Consider the following 26,414-nt stretch of genomic DNA (forward strand, 5'->3'; position numbering starts at 1 on the left):
AATGAAATTTAAATATATATTATCGTTAATCGGGATGTCGGGCCTCATGTTTTTTAATTCCTCTTGTTCGAAATATCTTGATTTGAAGCCAGAAAATAGCACTTATGATGAAGTATTCTGGAAGGATGGAGAAAATGTGAATAGGGCAACTTTGGGTGCGTATGCGCTATTGCGCAATTCACTCCGTGCAGATCGGTCTTACTTTATATTCGGCGATATTGCGTCCGGAATAGTACACCCTGGGGCTGAAGATTGGAATATGAGTGATTTGTCAAGGTCAGGAGGCTATAAATTTAGCTATGCTCCTTACCTGGAAGGTAGTTTGTGGAACTGGACACGTTTCTATGGCGTGATTAATCAATGCAATTTAATTGTTGAGCAAGCCGAAGCGATGGATATCAAATTGTTTGGAGGAGGGGAGGAGGAGAAGAAGGGCTATATTTCAAACGCTCGCTTCTTACGGGCATACACTTATTTTTATATGCAGCGGGTCTGGGGGGATGTGCTACTAGTCAAAGAGACTTTTAAAGATCCTCAAAATATCCCGGACATGGGGAGAACATCAGAAAAGGAAACCCTAACGTTTTGTAAGGAAGATTTATTGTATGCTATAGCTAATCTTCAGCAGAATTCTACAAAGAGTTTTGCATCCAAGGGAGCTGCCAATGCTTTAATGGCTGAAGTGTGTGCTTGGGAACACGATTATGTTAATGCTGAAAAGTACGCGAACGAGACCTTAAAACTTGGATATGCTTTAGAAGACGTCAAAGATTATCGCAAGATATGGCAGGGTAATTCTAAAGAGTCAATCTTTGAATTGAATATGCTGTATAGTGAGAGTGGAAATGAATTCACTGAAGATTTCTTTAGTAGATTTTTGTCAAGTGCCAGTATCCCAGGTAAAGGCAGTGGTTCAGTGTGGAATATTGAATCAGAATTTCTTGAAACAGAGTTTGATGAGCCTGAAGCAAGATTGGATTCGATGTCAATGCCGTTCCCAGATAATGCGCAGGTGAAAACTATTCGCAAATATGATCATGTTGTCGAGTATAGAGAAGGGAAGTACGCAGTTAGTAATAATCTGGTATTAATTCGTCTTGCAGATATTATTTTATTGAGAGCGGAGGCTTATTATAAGAATGGTAAGACAGCACTTGCATTAAATGACTTAAATACAATTAGAAAGCGAGCAGGACTCAAGGAGATACAAGTTTCCGGTGAAGAATTGTTTACAGAAATATTCAGAGAACGGAGAAGGGAGCTCATCGGAGAAGGGGTCATTCAATTTGATTTGATTCGGATGAATATGTTTGAGAAACTTGATGAATATTCGGCTTATTATTCGGCTGATAGAATTGCTAACAAAGGATACTTTTGGCCTTTGGATATGCGCAACCTATTGCCGCAGAACGAATTGTTGACGCAGAATCCGTGGTGGAAAAATCATTAATTAGAGAAATTATGAAAAAAATTATTGTAAATATAGCTTGCCTATTGGGAATTATAGTAGCTATTAGTTCATGCAAAAAGAACGATTATTTTGTTGGTGGTGACCTTCATAATCCAAAGATTAATATGACTACCTATGATTGGATGAAGAGCAATAAATATGGTGTTTTTGATACGGTACTAATGCTGATCGATAAGGCGGGTGTGAAGGATAAGATCAATGCGCAGGGCATTACTTTTTTTGCGCCGACAGACTATGATGTTTATAACTATGTGCAAGCTCGGACGAGACAGGTCCAAAAAGTAGATCCAAAAAAAATGTGGACCGTAGACTCAATTATGAAATATGAATTGGGGCGATTTGCGGATTCTATTGATATGTATATCACAAAAGAACAATTGACAAATGATAGACTAACAGCCGCAGGTAAAAAATATAAAAATAACAAAGGGGGCAATTTTATCATTTCGTATGAAGAAACACGAGATCCTGCATTAGGTTATAATGAAAACTCTACTGTAATTCCAAGGGTAGTGTTATTTACCTATCTGTATCAGGCTATTGGTGATGTTTTTGATGTGAAATCAATTGTTCCACCTGTTGGTAGCCGTACATTAGTCCAAACTTCTAATGCGCAGACGACTACGGGTGTGGTACATGTATTAAGTAATTCACATGTTTTATTCTATTATCGTTAATGACTATGAAAAGTAAATTAATATATACTATCGGACTTGTGGCACTTGCACTAGTAGGATGTAAAAAAATACCGGAGGGAAACTTGAGCGACATTATACGCTACGAAACGCTCCCCATAGAAATTCAAATGGGAAGATCTACAGTTTCAACGGCAATAAATCCTGCCGGCTCTAGCAAGCCTATTGAGGTGAAATTGTTGAAAGTATACCAGAAAGAAACAGGAAAAGATGTGACAGACATTTTCTTGCAAACATTTCCTATTAAAATCTGGAAAAAACTATACGATTCCAAAGTGGATACTACATTGGACTTGATTGCCGCAAAACAAAAAGATACTGTAATGACGGCGTTAAGTATAAATAAATTTTCAGGAGCAATTGAGGCAACTCCAAATACCCTGAAGCTTCCAAAGGGTAACTATGTTTTTGATCTCGAAATAAAAAATGCAGTTGGAACCAGAACATATCCAGCGATTGGTGAATTTTCATTGGTTGAAGCACCTTACTTCGATGTCCCGGCAGTTAGATCTACTGTTGCTATGAAGGTTGGGGCGGAAACGACTACAAAATCTATCCCAAGCAATGCGAGCCATATTAAAGTGACGTATTTGGGACTTGGAGAAAACAAAGTCGTTGTGAAAATAGTTGATAAAAACGGTCTTCCGTTTAATCCTAAAAAAGGTGAAATAGCGAGACGTCCGAATTCGGGAACTGCTGGAGGCTTTTTACAGACAATGCAAGATTACTCTATTTCAACTACGTTATTTGATGATCGGATGGAGTTTGTTTATGGTGTGTTGCCTTTCCCATTGGTGTCATTGGGCAACGGATTTAATTATTATTACCGAATTCCAGCGCCTTATGTCAAATTTGATGATAGTCTAGACTTGCCTTATAATACTTATTCATGTAATGCGAGATTTTCTTTTCAAGCATTTGTTCCAGGGACATACCAAGTGGAGGTTATAGTTCCGCAAGTGACGAGGGTGAATTAGTTATCATATGCTATTGTATGAAAAGGAGGTGTGCTTTTGTATACCTCCTTTTCATATAATAGAACAATTGTTTTTTATGTGGTTGAACAATGTGGATTTTAGATTTGTTGAATAGGAAATAGAATAAATTATATGTATACCAGTTAATAGCTGAATTAAAGATGTAACCAAAATAATAATCGATATGATAAATAAATTTATGGCCTTAGGAGTGGGGCTATTGGTGAGTTCCAATCTAATGGCACAATCTGCTCAGGATTTTAAGCAGACCTATGCGGATCTTTCCGTGTTCGAAGATGCATTCGCATTAAAATTAAAAAAAGGTATTAAGAAAAAGCAGGTCGACCAGATTGGTGACACCACATTGCGCAGAGTAGCCCTATCTATGCTGGATGGTAAATACAGTAAAGACTATAGATATGCAACTTATTCTGCCTTATTGAATCCATCGACATTGGGTCATCAGTTGAGTATTGGTGATGGCTATAGTAAGTATGAAAATATGACTGGGGTATACCTTCCAAAAGGGCGGCATATTGTCATTGTGGATGGGATTGCAAATGGGAAAGAAGTCAACCTAGTCGTGCCAAATTGGTTGCGTAAAGCTCCGGATCCGACCCAACCTACAGAGGACCCGAAAGGCTGGGGATTAGAAAAGCAAGAATTTAGACTACATAATGGCGTGAATATTATCCAGCTCAATGATTTTGGAAGTTTAGCTTATATCGATTATTTCTCTGACGAACCTGAGAAAGAAAAACCTGTTACTGTACATTTTCCAACTGGACAGGTAAACGGGTATTTTGATATAAAAAAACAGGGGAACAAAGAATGGGACAGTCTGATTGATCATGCAGTCTTTCCAATTATGGATGCAAAGGGCGAACATATACAAACAGCTTATCCCATAGAAGCAATGAAGAAATATGCCTATGGGAGAGGTGTTGAACTGATCAGTAATTATGATTCTTTAGTATTCAGACAGCATCGTTTGATGGGTTTGGAAAAATATAAAAAAGTTCCTAAGAATCGCATCCTTGCACGGGTAAATTATAATTATTACATGTTCCGTGACGGGGATGGTGTTGCCTATATGGGTGACAAAGTCGGTTATGCGATGGGTATGGTTGTTGATCCTGCTTCAGTAATTAAAGGAGATCCCTGCTGGGGGTTTAGCCATGAAGTAGGACATGTGCATCAAACGCGACCAATGTTCAATTGGGGGGGACTTGGTGAAGTGAGTAATAACCTGTTTTCTTTATATGTAACACGATCATTTGGTAATAAAACACGCGTTTCTGAGCAGGATAACTTTGAAAAAGCCAAATCCAGTATTATTGAGAAGAGAATTTCCTATTTATCCGATCCTGATGTATTTAATCGTTTGATCCCTTTCTGGCAATTACAGTTATATTTTGAGGGAATTGGAAAGCGTCCAGATTTTTATGCTGACCTATTTGAGGCTTTTCGTCAACAGAATAGCGTTAAACCTTCACGAAGAGGACGTTCGGATTGGAGCTCCGATAGGATGATGGGCGAGCGGAACCCAGCTGTTCATCAATTAAACTTTGTCAAAACAGCATGTGAGGTTGCCAAAATAGATCTGACGGATTTCTTCGATAAGTATGGATTCTTTTATATCGGTACATTGGAGTATGATGATTACGGAAAGTATACTTATACAATGACGCAGGAAATGGTTGATGAATGCAAGAAGTCTATTAAGAATATGAACTTGTCCCAACCTAAAGTAGATCTTACTACGTTAAGAGACAATTAGTATTGACGACGTATAGAACAAGAAACTCCGAATTGCGAAAGGTAATTTGGAGTTTCTTGTTTTAAGCCAATTCCTATAGCAATCAGCGGGTGAGATATGATCAGTTATTCGCATTTTTTTTTCGGTAAAAATTCGGATCATTATCGATTTAAATATTGTTGATCTTATGGCTTGCATCGCTTCTTTGATGCTAAACTTAGACGAGCTTTCAATTTTGAATCGCTTGGACTAGCCCACTCATCATTTCCTAAAAAGTAATCCATAAAAGTATTTACTGAAAACGTTTAGATTGTTAATTAAATGTGGTGATAAAGAAAACTTTTTTTATAAAATTATAAAACTACTTTGTTTATAGACAATGAGGAATAAATTGCGCAATCGTTTGTGTCGATTACGCAATCGATTTCGTTTAGTTGACCTCTAACCACTCTAAAGTTTTTGTTATATCATTGTTACGTACTATCAATTATTAATAAGACCTAAAAGTCTAACAATTATTCAGAGCCGTTATATAGTTTTTATAAGCTAAATAGTGCCAATTTTTTTTTAAGCCTAAGACATAAAATCGAATGAAAAGACTATTTTGTTTTTTATTTCTTGTCCCTATGTGCCCAAATGTAAAGGCTAACCACCTTAATTTTTGGGTTTCAAAACAAGATACTTCTGAAATCAATGAGGTTGACAAGCGATTACTTAGAGGGCGACTGGCTACCTTATTGCAAAAACAAGGTGTTAGAGACAGTCTCAATTTAAGAAACGTTGAAACACTGCCTGTTGTCAGTATTCCAGAGGTTTTAAAAGGGCAAGTTGCCGGTCTCTACGTACAAGAAGCGACAGGCGAACCAGGAGCGCCAAAGAATATGGTACTTCGGGGATTAGGATCGCCATTATTCGAAATCAAAGATGCGATTAATGTGCAACCGGCAGTATTTGTCAATGGAATACCCATCGCAAGAGACAACAACTTTGCCTATTCAATTCAGCAGTATCAGTTTAATCGTATTGGACCTGGAACCGACAACTTCGCAGGTATTGACCTAGCAACTGTAGAGTCTATCGAAGTGATAAAAGATCCGGTTAAATTGGCAAGGCTTGGACCGCTAGCAGCTAATGGAGCAATTTGGATCCTGACAAAACCGGGTAGAGAGGGGGAACGTCAAATTTTCATTAATACATATGTTGGGCTAGCAACAAAACCCGTAGTAACCCCCGTAAATGCCCAATATGAGAATATGTTCCGATCGGTATTCTATAACAAATATGGATCAGTTACTGACCGTCTGAATTACCCAGGATATCTGAGCGATTCGACTAATGTAAATTATTACGGACCAGCAAATTGGAATGAGGATTATTATAAAACCACACCGATCTATGGTGGAAGTTTAGGTATACGTGGTGGTAATGATCGTGCGAACTTTTCGTTCGTAGGAGGGTATACCAAGAATGCAAGTTCGGCTGACAAAACTAATATCGAGCGATACAATGCCTTGTTTAACGTTAATATGGCTCCTTTTAAATGGTTGAATTTTGGTGCCACAATTAATGCAAGCCGTAGTTTGAGAGATCGTAATCGCAGTCTCAGAGATCGATTTGGTGAAGCTTCCTATGTGCCTGATTTATCTGTGCCAATTTCACCAGGTAAGGATATGTATGCACAGTATCTAGATATCTATAAAGCGGCATTGGATAAGAATACCGTCAATTTCTTAAATTCACTGGTAACATTAGATCTTTATTTTCTCAAAAACCTAAAATTTAATACTTCCTTAGGAATTGATTATTCTGAGGGTGCAAGACAAGCTTTTTTTCCTGGTTCATTGATGGAAACCAATAACTATATGTCGAGTTATTTTGGTTTTAATCAACGTTTGGTGTACAATAACCGCTTGGAATACAATCTCCAATTTCAAGAACAACATAAATTGGACTTGACCTTGGGATCTTCTTATACGCAAGACCTGTACCGTTACAATTATGCACGTGCATATGATGGGCCAAACGATTTTATCAAGGTTAACGTTGTCGATGGCGATCCTCAAAAAGGAAGTTATTTAGTGCCAATTGGGGGACTATATGTCAATAGGTACAGTAATCGTGAGGATTTTAGATTGCACTCCCTGTATTTGGCTGCCAATTATAGCTACAAAAATCTCTTGGACTTGAATGCGGTATTACGTTACGATGGTTCTTCAACAATGCAACCTGATTCGCGTTGGTTGATGACACCGTCATTCGCTGCGAAATATCATTTGATACCCGAAAATGAGGACAATTTATTTAACCATTTGGGCGTAAAAGCCTCTTGGGCACGAATTGGGAAACCGGTATTTACAAGTAAATTTGCCATTGGCCCAAATTATACCGCTGATCTAAATTGGGGATCCGAAAAATCTTTGGTGTCCTATAATGGTTTTGCCGTTGCATCCAGACCTTATTCAGAAGGTTGGGTAGGTTACGATATCAAATGGCCTTATACAGATCATGCCGAATTGACCGTTGACGGAACCTTATTGGAGAAAAAAATTGATTTTGAAGTCTCCTTATACCAAAAGAAAGATGCAAATCAATTGATTAATTCACCTATTCCTGCTGAGTATGGTTATTCTGGACAAATTGTTAATGGCTTAAGTGTAAAAAACACCGGGGTGGATCTTAATCTCTCTGCCAAAGTATTGCCTAATCATGAGACATTGCAGTGGAATACATCACTCAATCTGAATTACAATCAAAATAAATTGACAGCGCTTCCGGGGGGACGCAAGCAATTGAAAGTGGGTAATCGCTTATTAAAAGTTGGGGAGGCCATTGATCGGTTTTGGTTGTACGAAAACCAAGGATCTTATGATACCGAGGCGAGTATCCCAGTTCAAAACGGTCAGAAAATACAGTTTGACGGGGTGGATTTTGCCGCGGGAGATCCCATATGGAAAGATCAAAACGGAGATTTTAAAATCAATGACGAAGATCGTGTCCTGAAAGGAAATGCAATGCCTAAGCTGACAGGTTCGTTTCAAAACTATTTTAAATACAAAGGTTTCGACCTGAATATGCAATGGTATTTTGCGCTTGGGCATAAGGCCTTGAATCAACGTGCTTCCAATAAATATAACTTCGTCAATACCGAAAATACCAACTCATTGGATGGGATTCGTGAAGTATTTCACTGGCAACAAGATGTAGATATCAATAAATATCCAATTTATAACCCTTGGAGTCCGATTGTAGCCTACCGTGTAGACCAAGATCTGTTTTTGGAAAATGCTTCTTTCTTAAAATTGAGATCCTTGACCATAGGTTATGATCTAGCTCAATTGAACAATGTAAAAGACACGATGAAGACCATTCGTAGAGCTTATGTTTACGTTTCAGGTACCAATTTATTGACGATCTCTAAGTTCTCAGGAGCAGATCCCGAACTGATAGATTTTAATGGATATTATACCGGTTATGGACTACCATTGTCCCCAATGGTTTCTTTAGGGGTTAAGTTAGAGCTGTAATTATTTAATAGTAGAAAAGAGTATGAAAAGATATAATCGATGGGCGGTAATCTTCTTGATGGCACTGGGCATCACTGCTTTTACGAGCTCATGTAATAAAAAATTGGATATTGTCGCTTCCAATCTCGGATCCGAGAAACTGGAATGGCAATCCATATCTGATACGCGCGCGCACTTAATGGGCATTTACGGCCTGATGCGGGCAGCATTAGTTGATAACTATGGGCATTGGGTATACGGAGAAATCCGCTACGGCGACTTTACACCTTATTCACGTGCTGATCTTCGCGTCGTCCGAGAAAATAAACTAAGATCTGCTTATCCTTTACTTAAGGATCTTACGGACTGGCGTAGATTCTACGCAGTGATCAATGCCGCTTCACTTTTTATCGAACGTGCACCCGAAGTGATGGCGAAAGACAAGCGATATACAGAAAGGGATATGAAATACGATGTTGCACAAGCACGTACAATCCGTGCCCTGATGTATTTCTATATGGTCCGTATCTGGGGTGATGTTCCACTATTAAAAGATTCTTACGATAATGGTTCCTTTGTGGAAGTTGCGCGATCTACGGAAGCGACTGTTTTAGCTTTTGCGGAAACCGAACTATTAGCCGCTGCACAGGATTTACCTTACCGTTATGCTGTAGGGACACAGAGCTATTATGGCCAGACTTATAGTACATGGGTTGGTGTTTTGGTGAACAAAATAACAGCCTATTCCCTATTGGCACACGTAGCGGCATGGCAAGGAAAATACATCAATGCGGAGGTATATTCGCGATTTGTTATCGACAACTATTCACAAGCGAATCTTGAACTATTGACCACATCAGCATTGGTGAATCCGACCGATGGTCTATTTGGGCCAAGTACAAGAGCACAGATCTTAGCGATTCGCTCTTCATACGAATTGGGCGAAGCGACGAATACAGGCCATATCGAATCATTGACTTTAGGTTATCCGATTGTCACCAAAGCTAAACCAGATATCTATGTGAGCCGAGACACGATCAATAAATTGTTTGATGACGTCAACGACACGCGTTTTGGTATTGACTCCGTATCAGGATTAGTACGGACTAATTACTTTACCAACTACAACGGTGATATTCCGATTTTTAGTAAGATCAAGGTCATCCGTAATGGTAATGGAGATTCTGATTTTTCCATTTTTGGATCGAACGTAGTTTTTACCCGCCTTGAAGAGATCTACTTACTGCAAGCAGAAGCAAAAGCTGTACTCAATCAGCGTGATGATGCCATTAAGTACCTCAATGTGATTAAAGAGCGTCGCGGTCTAAAACCCTATATCAGCAACTCGCCAAAAGACTTATTGGAAGAAATCTTTCTAGAGAGAAGACGGGAATTGATGGGAGAAGGCTGGAGATGGTACGATCAAATACGCCTGGCAAAGATTAAGAAAAATAATCCTGTGATGAACGATTTGATTCAGAAAGGTGGAATCTATTGGCCGATCTCCTCGGATGTTCTGGAAAGAAACTCCAAACTGGTGCAAAACTCATATTGGAAATAATAGAATAGATAATCATGAAAAACAAACATATTTTTTTAGGCTTATCGCTAATCGTATTGCTACTGGGCGTTGCTAGTTGTAAAAAAGGGAACACCTATTACGAAGATTTTCAAGTCAAGTATACCGAATTTGATGGAACTTCATTGGAATTTTTAGAATCACAAGGTAATACCTATGACTCCTTGCTGTTAGTTTTGGATCGTGTTCCTTCGGTACGCGCTAAGTTGAAAGATGCTAATGCAAAAACGACCTTTTTCGCTATGACGAATAGTAGTTTTACCAATGCTTTGGATGCCATGAACGGTGTACGAAAAGCGGGAAACAGATCTCCGTTTTATCTTGAAGACATTCCACAATTGATCCTTGATTCCTTGACGTATCATTATGCATTTAATGGTGAATATGATACGCCTTACCTACGTGATTTTGTTGAAGGAAAAGTGATTAAAGCTATTGACGATTATAATATGACCTTAAAGTATAAAGTGACATCTGCTTCCGGAATTATAGGCGGCGGTCAACAACAGATCATATTGAGTGATATGAATAAGTCTATTTTTCAACGCTACTGGCAGGAAAGCGCAACATCTGTGGTGAATATCCGTACACAAAACGGTATGTTACATGTCCTCGCTCCAAGTCATAATTTCGGATTTAGTAAACTCGCTAAATTATTAAACAAATAGCATGGAAAAGAAAATATTTAAATCGGAAAAACAGTTATTAGTGCTCGGGATGGGACTTTTCATGCTCGCCTCATGTAATAAGTACATTCCAGATGACCAAGACTCACTCGGTACTGACGTAGTGTATAGCACCAATGAATTTATGCCATTGTTAGGAAGAAATACCTTCTATAATAATATTGTCAATATTGGGCAGAATACTTCACAACCCCTCAATTTTAAAATCGTAAACGTGCGTGATATTGATGGACAGCCTTCAACACTTTTTGAAGATAAATTTCCGGTAAAAATCTGGACAATGGCATATAGTGGCGAAGAGAAATCTATCGCTGAAATTGAAAATAAACGTAAGGTAGAATACCGTCCTATTCTCGAGATTCTTGAGAAATCAGGTAATATAAATTTTTGGGGACAGGCCGTAAATTCGAATTTTGTCAAAGCACAACCAGATTCAGGCTATGTGTTTGATATTGAAGTTAACAACACTGGTGGACGCAGGTATTTGCGGAATTTCAAATTAAAGCCCTATCGGGAACGTGCATTTGAACCGAGCATCATGGATCCAGTGACAGGCTTAGCGCCACTACCATATACGAATCCCAGCAGGACAACCAATTTGTATGGCGTACGAACAAATCAATTTATTTATCCAGGTCTAATTAATGTGTATTTCAATAAATTGGAGAGCAAGGGGACAGGAAGTAGAACCTTGACCGTAAGTTTCTTGGATTCTTTAAATCGTCCAATTGATGTGAAGAAATTTGCCGCAACAGAATGGGGTAAATTAGTGCATGGTTTCAACCATAGATTTGAAAATGGTAAAGTGATTTATGACGTTGCTTATCCTATTCCATTGGCACCGATCAAAACCGACTATTCTTCAAGTGATGGTACTTATGCCGTGATGAATTTCAAATTTCGCAGGAAAGGGCAGTTTGGTTTTCTCGAAGATTGTGGGATCGAGATGCCATTTGCGATCTATGAAGAAGGAGATTGGGAGATACAGTTTCGCTTCACCAGGGAAACGCCAAAATTTGACTGATGATGGACGGACTAATTAGCTTAAAGATTATGAAACAATTTAGCATAATATTAACTTTCATTTGTGCCTTGTTTGTGGGGGATGCATGGGCCCAGACCATGGTCAAGGGTGTTGTGAAAGGAAATGATAACAGAGCGCTCAGTGGCGTCTCTATACGCTTGGAAAACCCCAAACGAGATCTGGGAAAAACCGGAGAAGATGGACGGTTTGTCATTTCGGTCCCGAACAGCGGGGTGATGGTGTTTTCCTATCAGGGCTATCGTACGGAGAAGTATACGATTGTTGCTGGAAAAAAGGAATACAATGTGACCTTAGAAAGTACGGCACAGGAACTTGAAGAGACTGTTGTGGTGGGATACCAACAACGTAAAAGAGAGACATTGACTGGATCCGTAGTAACGATCTCCGGTAAGGAAATACAGGATATTCCTTCAGGTAACTTTGTTGACCTTTTGCAAGGTAAGGTTGCTGGTTTAAATATTCAGAACAATACAGGAAGTCCTGGTATGCGCGGAACGATGGCTGTACGGGGGATGTCCAGCTTTAATGTTTCAGGTAGTGGTGACAATACCTTTGTGACACCCACTTCACCTTTATTCGTTATTGATGGTGTCCCTATCGATGACAACTCGGGTTATGAATATGGATTTGAAACAGCGGGCCCCGGTGTGTCGCCAATTTCCATGATTCCACCAGAAGATATCGAAGATATTACCGTCATGAAAGATGCGCAGGCAACAGCGATGTATGGATCGCGGGGTGCCTATGGTGTTATTCAGGTGCGTACCAAACGTGGTAATTCGAAAGTGCCTATCGTAAATTATCAAGGTCAGTTTTTCTTGTCGGCAGTGCCGCAATTGCGTCGCGTGATCGGTGGCAAGGGCGAGCGGATGGTTCGTTTGGAGCAAATCCTGATGAATGATACAACATTAGCTGCAGCACTCCGACGTATCAACGATTCACCAATATTGGCCGATTCCCTGAATCCCTATTATAATAATTCAACCGATTGGCAATCTTATTTCTACCGCAATACCATGAATCAGACACATAATATTGGTATCTCTGGTGGAGAGCGTACATTCAATTACAAAGCCAATATGAACTATTACGATGAAAATGGTATCATCGCCAATACGGGTTTTAAAAGATATTCAATGACCTCCAATATGCAGTATGAGCCGAGCGATCGTTTCAGAATGATGACCAATATCAATGTCAATGTGGCGCAAAATAAGATGGGTTCAGGGAATGCGTTGATGCAGACGGGGGTAGGGAAGTCGGTTAATACTACATCGCTGTACCCTTCACCTTCCTTATTTTCTGGAAGTATGGGGGCGTTATCGGCATTGGGTGTGGATGACCAGAATAAAACCGGGAATTATTTAGGGCAATTGGAATTGCAATATGTACCTATTAAAGATGTACGTGCATCCGTTACCTTAAACTATAACTATACCACTTCAACAAAAGATCGTTATACCCCCGAGGTGCTATTAGGAAACTCTTCCGAGGTATATAGCTATTATAGTAATAGGAGCAAAGTCTACAACCGGAACCAACTATCTTATGTGAAGGCTATTAAAGATAAGCATCTTTTTAACCTTTACGGGTTTACGGAAATGGAAATATCCGCATCCTCCGAAGACTTATCGAAGATTCGCGGAACGGCCAATGATCAATTTCAGACAGGAATTAGTTATAATACAAGAAACACACTAGGTGGATTGTTAAACTCATTGAATAATTTTAGATCGGTTGCTTATGCAGGGAGCTTTTCGTATAACTACGATTCAAAGTATATTCTTGATTTGACCTACCGTGTAGATGGTAGTTCGTTGACCGGTGGTGCAACACCTTGGACCAAAAATCCTTCAGCGGGCTTACGTTGGAATTTCAAGAAAGAGAAATTTATGGAAAATGTGGATTGGTGGGATACAGGTTTCTTGAGAGGATCGGTCGGTCGGACAATTTCACCCGCAGGGACCCTGTCGGACATCTACGGTTGGTATAAGATTGATGATGGTCGCTACAACAATAGACCAACAACATCATTAGATCTGGATATTGCCCCCAATACGGGATTGGTACCCCAATCGACAACACAATGGTCTGCCGCAGCAGAGCTTGGATTTTTCAATAGCTCGCTTTATATTACTTACGAAACTTATTACAAGCAATCGGATAAGATTTTAGATAAAAAACCAATTGCAAATCACAACGCGTTTTCAAATGTATTGACCAACGAGAAAGCAATGGTGAACAAAGGGCATGAGCTGAGTATTCAATATCGACCAAAATTAACGAACTCGGATTGGGAACTGAATGCGAATGCTACGTTTGCAATAAACAGAGATTATGTAACCTCATTGCCGGATGGTGCACGTCAACTTGTAAGGGCTGATGGATCAGGATACGATCTTCCACAATTCTTCCGTCTAGGACGTAATGCATTTACTTTTGTCTTATATGATTATAAAGGCGTTTATAAAGCTGATGATCAAGTACCAGTCAATCCGCTAACGGGACTGCGTTACCGGGCAGGAGGGGAAATGAACGAAGGTAAATTCTTCCGTGCTGGAGATCCCATTTTTACAGATCTAAATGGTGACTATGTGCTAGACGAAAATGATTTAGTTTATGTCGGTAATTCGCAGCCAGCAATCACAGGTGGATTGTACCTGTATACTCGCTATAAAAACTGGTCTTTGCGTACGCAATTATCCTATACCATAGACCGTGATATCTTAAATACAGCCTTGACGGATCGCTTCCGGAACTATTCGGATCCAAGTGGACAGAACTATGGCTCTGGAGCACCAGGTGCTTATGTACCTTTGGATGCTTATAATGTATGGCGGCAATTGGGTGACAATGCGGATTATCCAAATGTTTCAGACTTTACACGTTTGTCGTTATATAATCCTTACCGTTACAATTCAACCATGTTTATGGAGGATGGCTCCTACGTGAAAATTAATTCGGTCACCGTGGGCTACAATTTTGATAGAAGATGGGCACGTCGTTTTGGGGTGTCATCTGCCCGCATCAACCTGACAGCAAACAATGTGTACACATTTAGTAACTACTCTGGGCCAGATCCAGAATTGGTAACAGGTGTGGGACGTGATGGCTCAAACGGTTATCCAAGTAGAAGAACCTATTCATTGGGAGTAAGTGTACAATTCTAAGTTCGAAGACAACATGAGAAAGAAATTTTTATATCTATTTATATTGGGAGTATCCCTGGGTTTGGGCTCCTGCGGAAAGGACTTCCTAAATATTACTCAGATTGACAAATTAACGGGAAATAATTACTGGACCAGACAAGCAGATGTCGATCAGTACATGGGGGGGATCTATTCTACTTTCAGAGAAGCAACCATGACGAATATCTTTTTTCCGGCATCAGGCGACTTGCGTTGTGCTCCTACAAATCGGACGAGCGCAACATCAGGGGCTGGAAGGGATTATATTTCATTGTTGAGACAAAATGATTTGAATGCGATTATGTCTAGAACTAGTGAGGATGTGAGTAATAATTTTGCCTATTTCAGATTTCCTAGGATCACTCAATGGAATAACTTCTATAAGATGGTTCAAAATGCGAACATTGTCATCTACCAATTAGAAAATAAAGATATGCCATTCCTTAGTGAGGATATGAAAAAAACCTATAAGGCAGAGGCTGTTTTCCTACGTTCCTTAGCTTATTTTTTCATGGTGCGTTTGTATGGTGATGTCCCTTATTATACGGATGTAAATACGAACCCCTTACCGCGGACAAATATGTTCACGGTATTAAAGAACCTTTCGGCCGATTTGGATGCCACCTATAAAGATCTGCCTTGGACCTACGATGATCCTTCCGTTGTTGCTGTGAAAGCGATGCGCGGTGCTGCCATGACACTTAATATGCATATCAATATGTGGGTCGCAGGACTAGGAACGGATGATAAAACAGTACTTTATCAGAAAGTCGCAGATCTGGGAAAAGAGTTGATGGAAGAAAATGGCGGAGCTTATGCTTTGTTGGACCTCAGCAGAACAAAAGAGATCTTTAAAGGCCGGACAAAAGAAGGCTTGTTTGAGATTGTACAAAACTTCAACTATGGCGAAAGTTTTCACTTGTCGGCATCTTATTCGGATTATGTGCTCCATGCGCCGAATAAAGTGACAACCAAGTCCTATATCTATTACGATCCAAAATTTATGGAAAAGATGTATCCACCAACTGAAGACGATCAGCGTAAAGTGTATTGGTTTGATAAAGATATTTATTCGACAAATGGAGATTTTCAATGTCTAAAATTTTCAAATGTATTTATGGAAGAGGGAGAAGATAACAATCCAGATGATAACCAAATGGTATTCCGCTACCCTGACCCAATTTTATTACGAGCAGAAGCTTTGGCGGAATTAGGAAAAGATGAAGAGGCAAGAACTGTTGTCAACGTCATTCGTACTCGTGCTAAAGCAGCACCTATTCGAGACAGTGGGGATGATTTGAAAGATGCTATTTGGTGGGAGCGCGTCAGAGAACTATTAGGAGAAGCAAACTTCTTTTATGACCTGGTACGCACGAAAAAGGTAATCAATTCGGAATACACAAGTGCTCCTATGTCAGTTGCAGCCTTTAACTCGGGGGGGTGGACCTGGCCAATTGATAAGTCTGCACGGACAAATAACCCTTATATGCAATTAAATAATTACTGGAACTAAAGGAATAGATCATGAAAAAGATTTGGAAATATACTTTTTTACTGTTGATGGCAGTTTCGCTGTTTTCGGCCTGTAAAAAAGAAGATTATATCGATACGGGTGTTCATGAAGCGAAGTTTAACGGTACGATCTGGAATTATCTGGAATCAAGACCCGATTTGTTTGATACCCTAATGGTTGCATTGAAAGTTGCTAAATTGGATGCTGTACTTAAAAATGATGAAGTAACCTTCTTTGCCCCCCCCGATCCTTGTGTTTTGAAATCTGTATGGTTGTTAAACCAACAGTTGTTTCGTTCTGGACAAGATTCCATAACAAAATTGGATCAAATTAGACCCGAGGTCTGGAGAAAATACCTGTCCAGGTATATTTTTAAAGGTAAAAATGTAGCCAAAGATTATCGTCAGATTGATACACTAAACTTGGCGGCATTTCCAGGTGGAGTTTATAAAAACCTGGATGGTGGTGATATGAATATAGGCGTACTCTATAATGACGTTGTCAGTAAAAATGAAAGCTCTGGTGGTACACAGGTTATTAAATATGCGGGTTACCGTCAGCTTTATTTAAACTATCCTTATTCTATGAGTGTACCTGATGAAATTAAGGATTATTTTGTTCCTTTTATTACAGCACCGGTAGCCACATCGGATATTCAACCGACTAATGGTGTATTACATGTATTGCAATTTTCGAAACATGCATTTGGATTTCAAAATTATGAATTTGCAAATGAGGCTTACTTGTTGGGTGTGCTTCCCAAAAAATAACGATCTGATATTATTATGAAAAGAAATTTAATAACCAAAATAGCTGTTCTGATTGTAGCATTAATCACATGTGCTGCTTGTAGCAAGGACATCGTAACCGGAACAGATCCGTACGCCGGGGGCAAGGAACCTTTGGGCATTGGATTTTATATAAATTATCCAGAACCAGGAACGGCAAAGCCAGGGGAATTGGTGGATTTTTATGTCAAAGGACTAAAAGGTAAATTGGATCAAATTAGCTTTTTTGTGAATAACACAGCGGTAGAGGTCGTGTCGGCGAAAGATTCGCTAGTCACGATTAAAGTCCCGGCACAGATTACCTCGGGAGATGCCAAAATTGTTGTCGGTGAAGAAATCTTTTATGGGCCACGCCTGGAAATTGAGGGGAATACTTCGGTGGACGAAAACTACGGTATGGTGAATGGATTTAGAGGCTCAGTATATGATATTCTGCCTAATGCCGGTGGTTTTATTGTCGCTGGATCTTTCTACAATTTCGAAAATGAAGCAGTGGATAAAAAGGTTTATCGCAATGGTGTACATTTTATTGATGCCAATGGCAAGACCAGCGATAATATGAAATTTGGCCAAGGGGCATTTGGCGGCGGTTTTGTACGGTCAATTGCAAAGACAAGTGATGGTAAATTTATCTTTGCCGGCGCTTTGGGAACTTTCGCCAAACGAGCGATCAATAACATTGTTCGCGTCAACAATGATGGTGCGATCGATTCCATGATTGTAGAGGTGATCAATCCGGGTAACGACCCTAAAAATTCATTGGATACGGTATCCGCATTTAACGGTGGTGTAAGCGGGTTAATCCTTAGAGCTTTTACTACTACTGATAATAAAGTGATTGCAGTAGGTAACTTCACATCTCATTTTAAGATTGATTACGACTATTCTTCCCGTGATTCCCGTAGATATATTATCTCGACGGCAAAGAGCGTCATTCGCATGAAGGAGGATGGTTCGTTGGATTCTACATTTGCGCTGAACAACTCCGGTGCCAACGGACAGATTATGGATGCTGCAATGATTGATAATGAGCGTATAGTCATCGTGGGTGCCTTTACCACCTATAATGGTAAGGCCGCCAATGGGATCGCCTGTATTAAATCAGATGGTTCCCTGGATGAGACCTTTACCTTAAAAGGAAATATTACCCGATTATTTGCACTAAGTTATAACAGTACCTTGAAGAAATTAGTTGTTTCGGGCATTTTTACAGGTGCTGGTGCTTCAGGAAAGGTAAATAATATTGCACTGATGAATACAGACGGTACAGTTGATGAAACCTTCATCTTGCGCGATATTGGTACTGGCATTATCAATTATGCTCAAATTCTAAACAATGGACAGCTGATTATTGATGGAACACATAAAACCTATGCGGGTGTGCCAAGAGCAAATCTATTGATCTTGGAAAAAAATGGCGAATTGCTGCAAAAATATAATTCATTGGGACCATTCACGGGTGCACTTTTTAAAGTAATCGAGACGAAATCTTCTTTAGGTGAACCTGCATTGTTGCTTGGAGGGAGCATTCTCCAATATGGGCAAAAAACAGTAGGGAACTTTCTACGTTTGGAAATCAAGAATTAACCCAATAAATAAACTGGTTATGATTAAGTATTTAAAAACTTTTAGACATATTTCTTTAGCACTTGCTACCTTAATGGTATTAGGTGCTTGTAATAAAGATTTTCCGAACTTGTTGCAGAATTTCAATGAAGCAAAGGATAGTCCAGAAAGTCGTGATAAGGTGTTATTGGTTATTGTTGACGGGCTTTCAGGTCCTGCTATGCAAGACATTGCTCCAACGAATATTGATTTGATGACACGCAATGGCCTAGTTACTTATGGTAGTTTAGCTGACCCAACAACCGAATTTGAAGTGACTAATCAATCGGTTACTGCCTCGTTGCTGACGGGTGTTAATAGTGCTAAAAATAAGGTCGTCGGGACGGATTTAAGCCCGATTGATTTGAATAAGTATCCAACGATTTTTACGAAGTTGAAGCAAAATGCAACAAGTCGTAAATCGAGCCTTTTCACTTCTGACGCAAAGTATGGTACTACCCTGGGTAAAGATGCCGAAGTTAAGGTAGAAAGTAATGATGTTGCGGTGGTCACTGCGGCGAATACAGCATTGGCAAATACCGAATCGGATTTGAATGTTATCCATTTGACGGAGGTTGATAAAGCGGGGAAATCCTCAGCCTATACGGCCGAGGATACAAAATATGTTGCTGCAGTCAATGTAATGGACAAACAGGTCCAATCTTTATGGGCAACGATCAAGAAGAGAACTAGTTTCAATACGGAAAACTGGGTCGTGATTGTGACTTCTGCTCAGGGGGGAGTATCTACGGATCCGGTGACCGATTTTACACCTTATGGGGATAGTAAAAGAGATACATATAGCTTATTTTATTCACCAAAGTTTGCACGGAAAATTGTTCCAAGACCCAACTCTAAAGATATTCCTTTTGTGGCAAATGCGACGAGATATACCTATGCGAGTAACAACCAAGTCATTGGCAAACTAGCTGATGCAAGTAAATTCAATATGGGAATGGGGAGCGACTGGACGATGACCCTCTTTTTAAAATATAATGTTGCTAACTCCAATTATTCTTATCCGATATTTTTTGCCAAACGTGTTGAGGGCTTTACTGGAGCTGGCTGGAACTTCTTTTTAGAAGGAAACTACTGGGGTTTTAATAGCTCAATAGCAGGACAAGCATTCGGTCCCGGTATTAATGATGGTGAATGGCATGCGCTGACTGCTGTTATTAAGCGAAGCGGATCTCAGGATTCTGTCTATGTGTATACGGACGGAACAAACGCGACAGTGTCAGGAAAGTCCTCTCAAGTGGGTGCCAACGGGAATAATCTTGATAACACAAGCCCTTTAACACTGGGCTACAATCCCGGCAATGGAAATACGGATTGTAATATATCGATATGTAATGTACAGGTTTATAATCGTGCCTTTTCGGCCGAAGAAGTAAAACGATTCGGAGGGATAACACATATTGATGAAACGTACCCGTTCTGGAATAATCTTCAAGGATATTGGCCTGGATATGACGATGTCAATACAACTGTACTCACAGAAAAAACGGGGAAGGGAGCGGGTAGCTTCAAATTGACAGGTCCTGTCGCCTGGACAAGTTTCAATGAATTGGTGCCGTTTTTTAAGCCACCAATTGAGGAATCCTTCTATCGTCTAGTGCCTAATGCCGTGGATATTCCTTTTATGATTTATCAATGGTTGGGGATATCGGTAGAATCATCATGGAATTTGGACGGCAAGAGCTGGACGCCAAACTATACACAAATTAGAAAATAACCAAATTTTGACCTAATGAGAAAGAGATATTTAGTTTTTGGATTATTTGTTGGGTTGATGGCTTTTGCCTCCTCCTGCAGTAAATATGGTATTGAGTTTCCAGATGGTTATCAATCTGGAGATTCTACTGAAACCCCACTTAAATCGGATACGACCATGGGCAAAGCTGATAAAAGTTTGTACCATCGGGCTCGGATATACCCTGGTTTGGTAGGGGAAAATGTGACACGTGTTAAGGATACCACGATTTCTATGTTAATGAATAGAAAGTATGTGTCATCTTTTGATTATAAAGTCAGCGTAACGCCTGCGCCAATTTATACCACAGGATTATATGCTCCCGCAGGAGAGGTCATTCGGATTACAGTACCTGCGGGTGCCATTGGTATGACAGTACAGATAGGTGTACATACAGATAATATAACAGGTAAAGATGCTCCCCGTAGGGATCCAATTTTGTACACTAGAAAGGAATTATTTCCGGGGACAAACTACATTAAAAACTTGTATGGTGGAACCATATGGATTATTAATCAGAAAGCAAGCACAACTCCGGTTAATATTAAAGTAGCAGGTGCTGTCAAGTCCACTGACTTTATTTTAGGGAAGTCCACTGTGACCGATTGGAAAAAACAGGTTTTGTCGCAAGATGTGCCTTGGATGGATCTCATCGGTGAGCGCGTTGCCTTCTCCGTTCCCCGTTCACTGGTTGTCAAATTTATCCAGTCAGGAAAAATGGATCAGGTGGATGCGGCTTTGCGTTTGTGGGATGAAACCTACATCAAAGATTATTATAATTGGATGGGGTTGTCTGCCGATGCGGCCGATCCTATAAATCGCTATCCGGAATTTTGGGAAAGAGGAGTGATGGATATTCATCCTTCATTGGGTTATGCGCATAGTGGTAGTCCATGGGTTATGCAAGAAGATGAATATTGGCTGGATGAACTGACAAATCCGAACACAATCAGAAAAGGAACTTCATGGGGATCGTACCATGAGGTCGGGCACAATTACCAAGCGAGCTGGGCTTGGAGCTGGTCTGATTTAGTGGAGACGACAAACAATCTGTTTATTTTTAATGCAGCGCGAAACCGTGGCGTTACTTCTCGCATAGATTTCCATCCGGCATTGAAGACATCGATTCCAGCGGCATTAAAATTTGCGGCGTTAACTTCGGCGAAGAATTTTTCTAATTTCCCTGAGGAATTGGGCATAGAGGCTGATGATCCTTTTGCACGATTAACACCTTTCCTTCAGATTTTTGATAAGACAAAAGGAAAAAATGGTGAATCAGGCTGGGATTTCTTCCCTTACATCTATAGTAAGGCGAGGAATGAAAATTTTGCTAGTTCTTTAGACCAGGGAAAACGTGATTACTTCTATCGTCAGCTATGTAATTTTACAGGTAAGGACTTCAATCGCTTTTTTATCGCATGGGGTATTCCGGTAAGTAGCTCAGCTAAACGTGAAATGCGTGAGAAATATCCACCAATGGATCGCGCGATTTGGGAGTACAATCCGTTGACTTTTACAGGTGGTGATGGCGTATTACAGCCACGTTATTTCTTGCCAAGCGGCCTGTTTGAATTTACTGCCAATGTCGCAACAGCAACCAACGAAAGTACCGGTAAGTTTACTGCGATGACAGATGGCGATCCAAATACCTATTGGCACACCTGTTGGTCAGGCTGTTCTATTCCTACTACGTTACCCGTAGAGTTGACCATGAACATGAAGGAAGTCAATGTCTTTAAAGGTTTCTATTACAAAAATAGAAAAGGGCAGACTTTTGCAACCAAAGTTAAAGTTTATATCAGCCGCGATAATAAAAATTGGACCGATATGGGGCAATTTGCCTTAGCAAGCACCTCGCAGACAACTGCTCAAAATGAAGCAATGAAAGAATTTGCATTTTCTAACCTTGTGGAGGCCCAATATGTGAAATTTGTGTTCCCAGATCCAAATACTGGTGGAGCTGTACACGTTGCGATTGCTGAGTTAGGGGTGTTTTACGATATATAAACTTAAGTTATGAAAAGATTATTCAATATAAAGAAAGCCTTAGTTCTTGTCGTTATTGCGGCGTCTTTGTTGGTTGGCTGTACAAAATATGCCAATCCGCCGGCCATATATGAAGACTATGAACAGAATTTGCAACAACCGGTTAAACGGAAGGTGCTTTTTATCTCCATTGATGGGTTGGTAGGACAGGAATTAAAAAAGAGCGTGCCAAGTAATATTGCAGAATTACTCAAAACGAGTAAGTATACGTTTAATGCCCTTGCTGATGAGAATACCAGTAATCCATCTTCTTGGATGACGATGATGAGTGGAGTAACATATACCAACCACCGCATTGTCGACGAGTCTTATATTCCAAGACCAAATGAAGATGATCCACATGAAAATGTTGCGGGTTATCCGTCCATGTTGTATCGTATCTCAACCGTAGCTCCGTCAATGAAGACAAGCGTAGTATCACGATCGGTTACTTTGAATGACAAACTGCTTGTCAGTGCGAATGAAACATATAACGGCGCGACTGATGAAGACGTCAAGAAGAAGGTGTTAGATTTGTTTAACACCAAGAATAGCGATTTTATGATTGTACAATTTACGTCCTTATTGGAAGCGGGCGAAAAAGGTGGGTTTACAATGAGCAATAACGATTATGCGAACGCCCTAAAGAAAGTTGATGGTTATATCGGTGAAATCGCAAAAGGACTGGCTGCCCGCAAGAATTATCCAAATGAAGACTGGTTAGTGATTTTAACATCAAATCACGGTGGAATTGGAGATTCTTACGGAGGTAAAACGATGCAAGAACGCAATACCTTTGCCATATTTCAGAATAAAAACTTTAAAGGTGCTGAATTGACCGGTAAACCCATGAGTTATGTTCGGATGTGGGGATACGATGGTACAGGGAATAAACCGTTGGGCGTAAGAGCTGTCAGTGACAATTTGGGCAATTCAAGCGATTATGACTTGGCGACCACAAAAGAATTAACAATTTCTGCGCGTTTCAGGTTTAATTTAAATAATACGATTATTTCATCAACCTATTCACCCAATACATATAACTATTGGTACTCAGGGATTTTCGGGAAGGATTCTAATACTTCCCTCGCTACTCCAGGATGGATGTATTTTACCTGGGGAAATGATTTACAGGTGAAGATCAGTGATGGAGTGAAGGAGGCTACCTGCCAGACAGCGAAAGTCAACGGCGAATGGTATACCATGACCACAGTCATCAAAGCGATCGGAAATGATCAGGTTAATATCAAGATTTATAATAATGGGACATTAGCGCAGGAAACGACTACTTCAGGAATGAATGTGGCCAATATCAAAACAAATGACCCTTTGATTTTTGGGTATAGACCAAGTATATCGTACGATTTGGTCGATTTTGATATGTCTAATGTATCGATCTTTAATAAGGCATTTACGCAAGATGAAATCCGCAATTCTTTATGTTCCGTAGATGAATTGACTAATTCTTCTTTTGTCAATAGCCTGAAAGGTTATTGGAAGATGTCACCTACTGAAAGCGGTTCAATTCAGAATGAGGTATTGGGTAAAAGTGCTATGGGACTTAGTGGAGATTTCCAATCTAGAATGACCTCCGAAGTGGTACCTTGTACTTTGGGTGAAAACGCAGTGTTTATTCAGGCAGCTGACTTTTTCCCACAAATATTTTATTGGTTAGAAGTTCGGACGTTAAAGGACTGGAAATTGGAAGGACAGGTATTTTTAAATAAATACGAAGTGGAGTTCCTCTTGCCAAAGCAATAAGAAAATAGATTATAAACTACGATCCATCGCATTGGTGGAATAAACGTTATTAACAGATGAAAAGGAATTTTAAAATGAGCTGGACATTTAATGTCATTTTAGGAGCTTTTTTACTAAGTATGGGGAGTTGTAAAGAAGAGGAGCTGGTATTTCCGCCGCAAGGGGATCAGGAAATCATTGTAACGGAGACACGCCCCACAGCAAAGCCAACAAATTTGACTTATGTGTCAGCCTTTAACCAGAATATAGAAATACATTGGCCTGCTTTATCCGATCGCGTCGTCAAAGCACAGATTAAATATAAAGATGGTGTTGTAGATAAGGTATTGGACATTACTAAATTTAATGATCCAACAGTCATTCACTTAGGTGAATTGAAAAGCTATGATTTCGCAATGCAATATTTTACCTCGGATGGTACCGGCTCTAAAGTGACCAAAACTATATTAAAGCCGAGAGCCTATGAGGTGGATTATAAAATAGAGAATGTTTCAGTACAAGCAGTTCCAGGCGGGGTAACATTTATCTTTCCAAATACATCACAGCGTGAGCTTCCAGGAAAACTGTCTTATGCAATTGCAGGAAAATCTTTTGAGGTAGGCTTGAAGGGGAATACACAGGACACCGTGACGGTTTTGAATTTAACCGACGAAACGAAAAAGATAGATTTTTCCTTAAAATTCCAGGATGACCAATGGAAGAGAACAGCGACCGCTCAATCTCAAACGGCTCCCGGTTTGTTAACCTATAAGTTGATTCTACCGACAGTTATTCCCTATACCGAAGGTAATAAAGGGATCTTGTCTTGGATAAATGCGACAAAAGATCCCGTTACTGTTAAAGTTCAGTATGAATTAAACGGAGTGAGCAAAAATGTTATCGTTGAAGGAAGTACAGATTTAAAAGGAAAACTAGTATTTGATGTTCAGGGGGCAATGACTCCTATCACATACACGATGGAGACAGAAGGCCAGACTTCACCTGCTTTAAATGGCCGCGTAGGACTATTGGAAAAAACAAGTTGGACAGCAGAGGTATCTTCAACTGAATCTAAGGAAGGTGCTGCAAATGGTATAGGGAAAAGCCTCATAGACGGAGACATCACAACATATTGGCATTCTACTTGGTCCTCTAGTGATAATCCAGTATATCCACATTGGTTTATAATTGATATGTCAAAGGTGGAAGTTTTAGGCCGTTTTGGTATGATTCGTCGCCATAATAATACGACAGGTGGATTTAAAACCTTTAACATAGAAGTATCATTGGACAAGGTCAATTGGGTGATGGTTGGTAAAGATTTAACATTCAACTCGGCGGATAACCCAGCTGCTTGGCAAGAATATGAAGTAGCACCAACCAAAGCAAGATATGTACGAATTACAATGACAGTACCGATGAATAGTGCGACATCTACTCACTTAGGTGAGTTTAGAGTGTATGCTTATTAATTGCAATTATCGTTTTTCGACTTAACAATGGAAAGATGAAGTTCGATATTAATAATCGGAGAATGAAGATATTCGATTTAGAAATTGCCTAGAAAGTGGATACTCTCTAGGCGATTTTCTTCTGAAGTATTTCCTTGAATGGCAAACAAAGATCGCTCGGTGAGTGGTATCTAGTTTTAAGTTAGGTTTAGTTATTCGTAACCGATTTGTATGTTATTCACATAACATATTTGACTAAAAGTTTCGGTCTTGGTTCCTGCCCACTTTGAATCCTCTACTAAGGTATATCCCGGTGTTCTAGTGTGTCAGACTCGGACTCACCGTGGAAACAGCTCGGGCGGATATCAAATCTGTTTGTACTGAGGCAGGGTGGAGTCCTGAGGTGTCTTCACTAGGGGAACCGCTGTTGTTCGTAGCAATATATTTTCTGTTGGCAGACCGTGAATTTTTCTCTCTTTTTTGGGAATCCCTTTTCCGACTGATTGCGGCAGACTGTTGTTATCTTATTCCCCCGATATCAGGTTCCCAGCTGCTCTACTAATTGATGGCTTTCCGAATATTGACGGAGCTGAACATTTTGGCCAACCTGATCTGAAACGATAGCTTGTTGTCAAT

At 39.9% G+C, this 26,414-nt stretch carries 16 protein-coding genes; all 16 read left to right on the forward strand.

Annotated features, from left to right (window positions below; genetic code table 11):
• The first annotated feature begins 1 nt into the window (after position 1).
• The 16 genes from M2408_RS19980 (at position 2) to M2408_RS20055 (ending at position 25,799) form a co-directional block, all read left to right on the forward strand.
• Complete coding sequence (locus tag M2408_RS19980; protein ID WP_259186143.1) at positions 2–1,450, forward strand: RagB/SusD family nutrient uptake outer membrane protein; 1,449 nt, start codon at positions 2–4, stop codon at positions 1,448–1,450.
• Positions 1,451–1,461: 11 nt separating this feature from the next.
• Complete coding sequence (locus tag M2408_RS19985) at positions 1,462–2,148, forward strand: hypothetical protein (RefSeq protein WP_259186144.1); 687 nt, start codon at positions 1,462–1,464, stop codon at positions 2,146–2,148.
• A gap of 5 nt (positions 2,149–2,153) precedes the next feature.
• The gene (locus M2408_RS19990; protein WP_259186146.1) at positions 2,154–3,143 is read left to right on the forward strand and encodes a DUF5007 domain-containing protein; all 990 of its coding nucleotides are present in this window, start codon (positions 2,154–2,156) and stop codon (positions 3,141–3,143) included.
• A 184-nt stretch (positions 3,144–3,327) separates the two neighbouring features.
• On the forward strand, positions 3,328–4,923 hold the full coding sequence (locus tag M2408_RS19995; RefSeq protein WP_259186147.1) for a M60 family metallopeptidase: 1,596 nt from the start codon (positions 3,328–3,330) through the stop codon (positions 4,921–4,923).
• A 569-nt stretch (positions 4,924–5,492) separates the two neighbouring features.
• A complete protein-coding gene (locus M2408_RS20000) occupies positions 5,493–8,426 on the forward strand; it encodes a SusC/RagA family TonB-linked outer membrane protein (protein ID WP_259186148.1) in 2,934 nt (977 codons plus the stop codon).
• Positions 8,427–8,448: 22 nt separating this feature from the next.
• Complete coding sequence (locus M2408_RS20005) at positions 8,449–9,966, forward strand: RagB/SusD family nutrient uptake outer membrane protein (RefSeq protein ID WP_259186149.1); 1,518 nt, start codon at positions 8,449–8,451, stop codon at positions 9,964–9,966.
• 14 nt (positions 9,967–9,980) lie between these two features.
• Positions 9,981–10,652 carry a hypothetical protein gene (locus M2408_RS20010; RefSeq protein WP_244211815.1) on the forward strand — a complete coding sequence of 224 codons (672 nt, stop codon included), beginning with the start codon at positions 9,981–9,983 and terminating at the stop codon, positions 10,650–10,652.
• A gap of 1 nt (position 10,653) precedes the next feature.
• Positions 10,654–11,694 (forward strand): DUF5007 domain-containing protein, encoded by a 1,041-nt coding sequence (locus tag M2408_RS20015; RefSeq protein ID WP_259186150.1) that lies wholly within the window; start codon positions 10,654–10,656, stop codon positions 11,692–11,694.
• 29 nt (positions 11,695–11,723) lie between these two features.
• Positions 11,724–14,885: a SusC/RagA family TonB-linked outer membrane protein gene (locus M2408_RS20020; RefSeq protein ID WP_259186152.1), complete on the forward strand. Its 3,162-nt coding sequence runs from the start codon at positions 11,724–11,726 to the stop codon at positions 14,883–14,885.
• 13 nt (positions 14,886–14,898) lie between these two features.
• Positions 14,899–16,416, forward strand: a complete 1,518-nt coding sequence (locus M2408_RS20025) for a RagB/SusD family nutrient uptake outer membrane protein (RefSeq protein WP_259186154.1) — start codon at positions 14,899–14,901, stop codon at positions 16,414–16,416.
• A gap of 11 nt (positions 16,417–16,427) precedes the next feature.
• A complete protein-coding gene (locus M2408_RS20030; protein ID WP_259186155.1) occupies positions 16,428–17,186 on the forward strand; it encodes a hypothetical protein in 759 nt (252 codons plus the stop codon).
• 15 nt (positions 17,187–17,201) lie between these two features.
• Complete coding sequence (locus M2408_RS20035) at positions 17,202–18,791, forward strand: DUF5008 domain-containing protein (RefSeq protein ID WP_259186161.1); 1,590 nt, start codon at positions 17,202–17,204, stop codon at positions 18,789–18,791.
• A 19-nt stretch (positions 18,792–18,810) separates the two neighbouring features.
• Entirely contained in the window at positions 18,811–20,544 is a 1,734-nt protein-coding gene (locus tag M2408_RS20040) for a LamG-like jellyroll fold domain-containing protein (RefSeq protein WP_259186163.1), read from the forward strand.
• Between the two features lie 15 nt (positions 20,545–20,559).
• The gene (locus M2408_RS20045; protein ID WP_259186165.1) at positions 20,560–22,569 is read left to right on the forward strand and encodes a M60 family metallopeptidase; all 2,010 of its coding nucleotides are present in this window, start codon (positions 20,560–20,562) and stop codon (positions 22,567–22,569) included.
• Between the two features lie 9 nt (positions 22,570–22,578).
• The gene (locus tag M2408_RS20050) at positions 22,579–24,348 is read left to right on the forward strand and encodes an alkaline phosphatase family protein (protein WP_259186166.1); all 1,770 of its coding nucleotides are present in this window, start codon (positions 22,579–22,581) and stop codon (positions 24,346–24,348) included.
• Between the two features lie 56 nt (positions 24,349–24,404).
• Positions 24,405–25,799: a discoidin domain-containing protein gene (locus tag M2408_RS20055; protein WP_259186168.1), complete on the forward strand. Its 1,395-nt coding sequence runs from the start codon at positions 24,405–24,407 to the stop codon at positions 25,797–25,799.
• Positions 25,800–26,414 lie beyond the last annotated feature (615 nt).

It is taken from the genome of Sphingobacterium sp. BIGb0165 (assembly GCF_024810095.1).
GTDB lineage: Bacteria > Bacteroidota > Bacteroidia > Sphingobacteriales > Sphingobacteriaceae > Sphingobacterium > Sphingobacterium detergens.

What these genes read in the sequence shown, in the direction of transcription:
- M2408_RS19980 (WP_259186143.1), top strand. Translation starts at nt 2, where the DNA reads ATGAAATTTAAATATATATTATCGTTAATCGGGATGTCGGGCCTCATG.
- M2408_RS19985 (WP_259186144.1), top strand. Translation starts at nt 1,462, where the DNA reads ATGAAAAAAATTATTGTAAATATAGCTTGCCTATTGGGAATTATAGTA.
- M2408_RS19990 (WP_259186146.1), top strand. Translation starts at nt 2,154, where the DNA reads ATGAAAAGTAAATTAATATATACTATCGGACTTGTGGCACTTGCACTA.
- M2408_RS19995 (WP_259186147.1), top strand. Translation starts at nt 3,328, where the DNA reads ATGATAAATAAATTTATGGCCTTAGGAGTGGGGCTATTGGTGAGTTCC.
- M2408_RS20000 (WP_259186148.1), top strand. Translation starts at nt 5,493, where the DNA reads ATGAAAAGACTATTTTGTTTTTTATTTCTTGTCCCTATGTGCCCAAAT.
- M2408_RS20005 (WP_259186149.1), top strand. Translation starts at nt 8,449, where the DNA reads ATGAAAAGATATAATCGATGGGCGGTAATCTTCTTGATGGCACTGGGC.
- M2408_RS20010 (WP_244211815.1), top strand. Translation starts at nt 9,981, where the DNA reads ATGAAAAACAAACATATTTTTTTAGGCTTATCGCTAATCGTATTGCTA.
- M2408_RS20015 (WP_259186150.1), top strand. Translation starts at nt 10,654, where the DNA reads ATGGAAAAGAAAATATTTAAATCGGAAAAACAGTTATTAGTGCTCGGG.
- M2408_RS20020 (WP_259186152.1), top strand. Translation starts at nt 11,724, where the DNA reads ATGAAACAATTTAGCATAATATTAACTTTCATTTGTGCCTTGTTTGTG.
- M2408_RS20025 (WP_259186154.1), top strand. Translation starts at nt 14,899, where the DNA reads ATGAGAAAGAAATTTTTATATCTATTTATATTGGGAGTATCCCTGGGT.
- M2408_RS20030 (WP_259186155.1), top strand. Translation starts at nt 16,428, where the DNA reads ATGAAAAAGATTTGGAAATATACTTTTTTACTGTTGATGGCAGTTTCG.
- M2408_RS20035 (WP_259186161.1), top strand. Translation starts at nt 17,202, where the DNA reads ATGAAAAGAAATTTAATAACCAAAATAGCTGTTCTGATTGTAGCATTA.
- M2408_RS20040 (WP_259186163.1), top strand. Translation starts at nt 18,811, where the DNA reads ATGATTAAGTATTTAAAAACTTTTAGACATATTTCTTTAGCACTTGCT.
- M2408_RS20045 (WP_259186165.1), top strand. Translation starts at nt 20,560, where the DNA reads ATGAGAAAGAGATATTTAGTTTTTGGATTATTTGTTGGGTTGATGGCT.
- M2408_RS20050 (WP_259186166.1), top strand. Translation starts at nt 22,579, where the DNA reads ATGAAAAGATTATTCAATATAAAGAAAGCCTTAGTTCTTGTCGTTATT.
- M2408_RS20055 (WP_259186168.1), top strand. Translation starts at nt 24,405, where the DNA reads ATGAAAAGGAATTTTAAAATGAGCTGGACATTTAATGTCATTTTAGGA.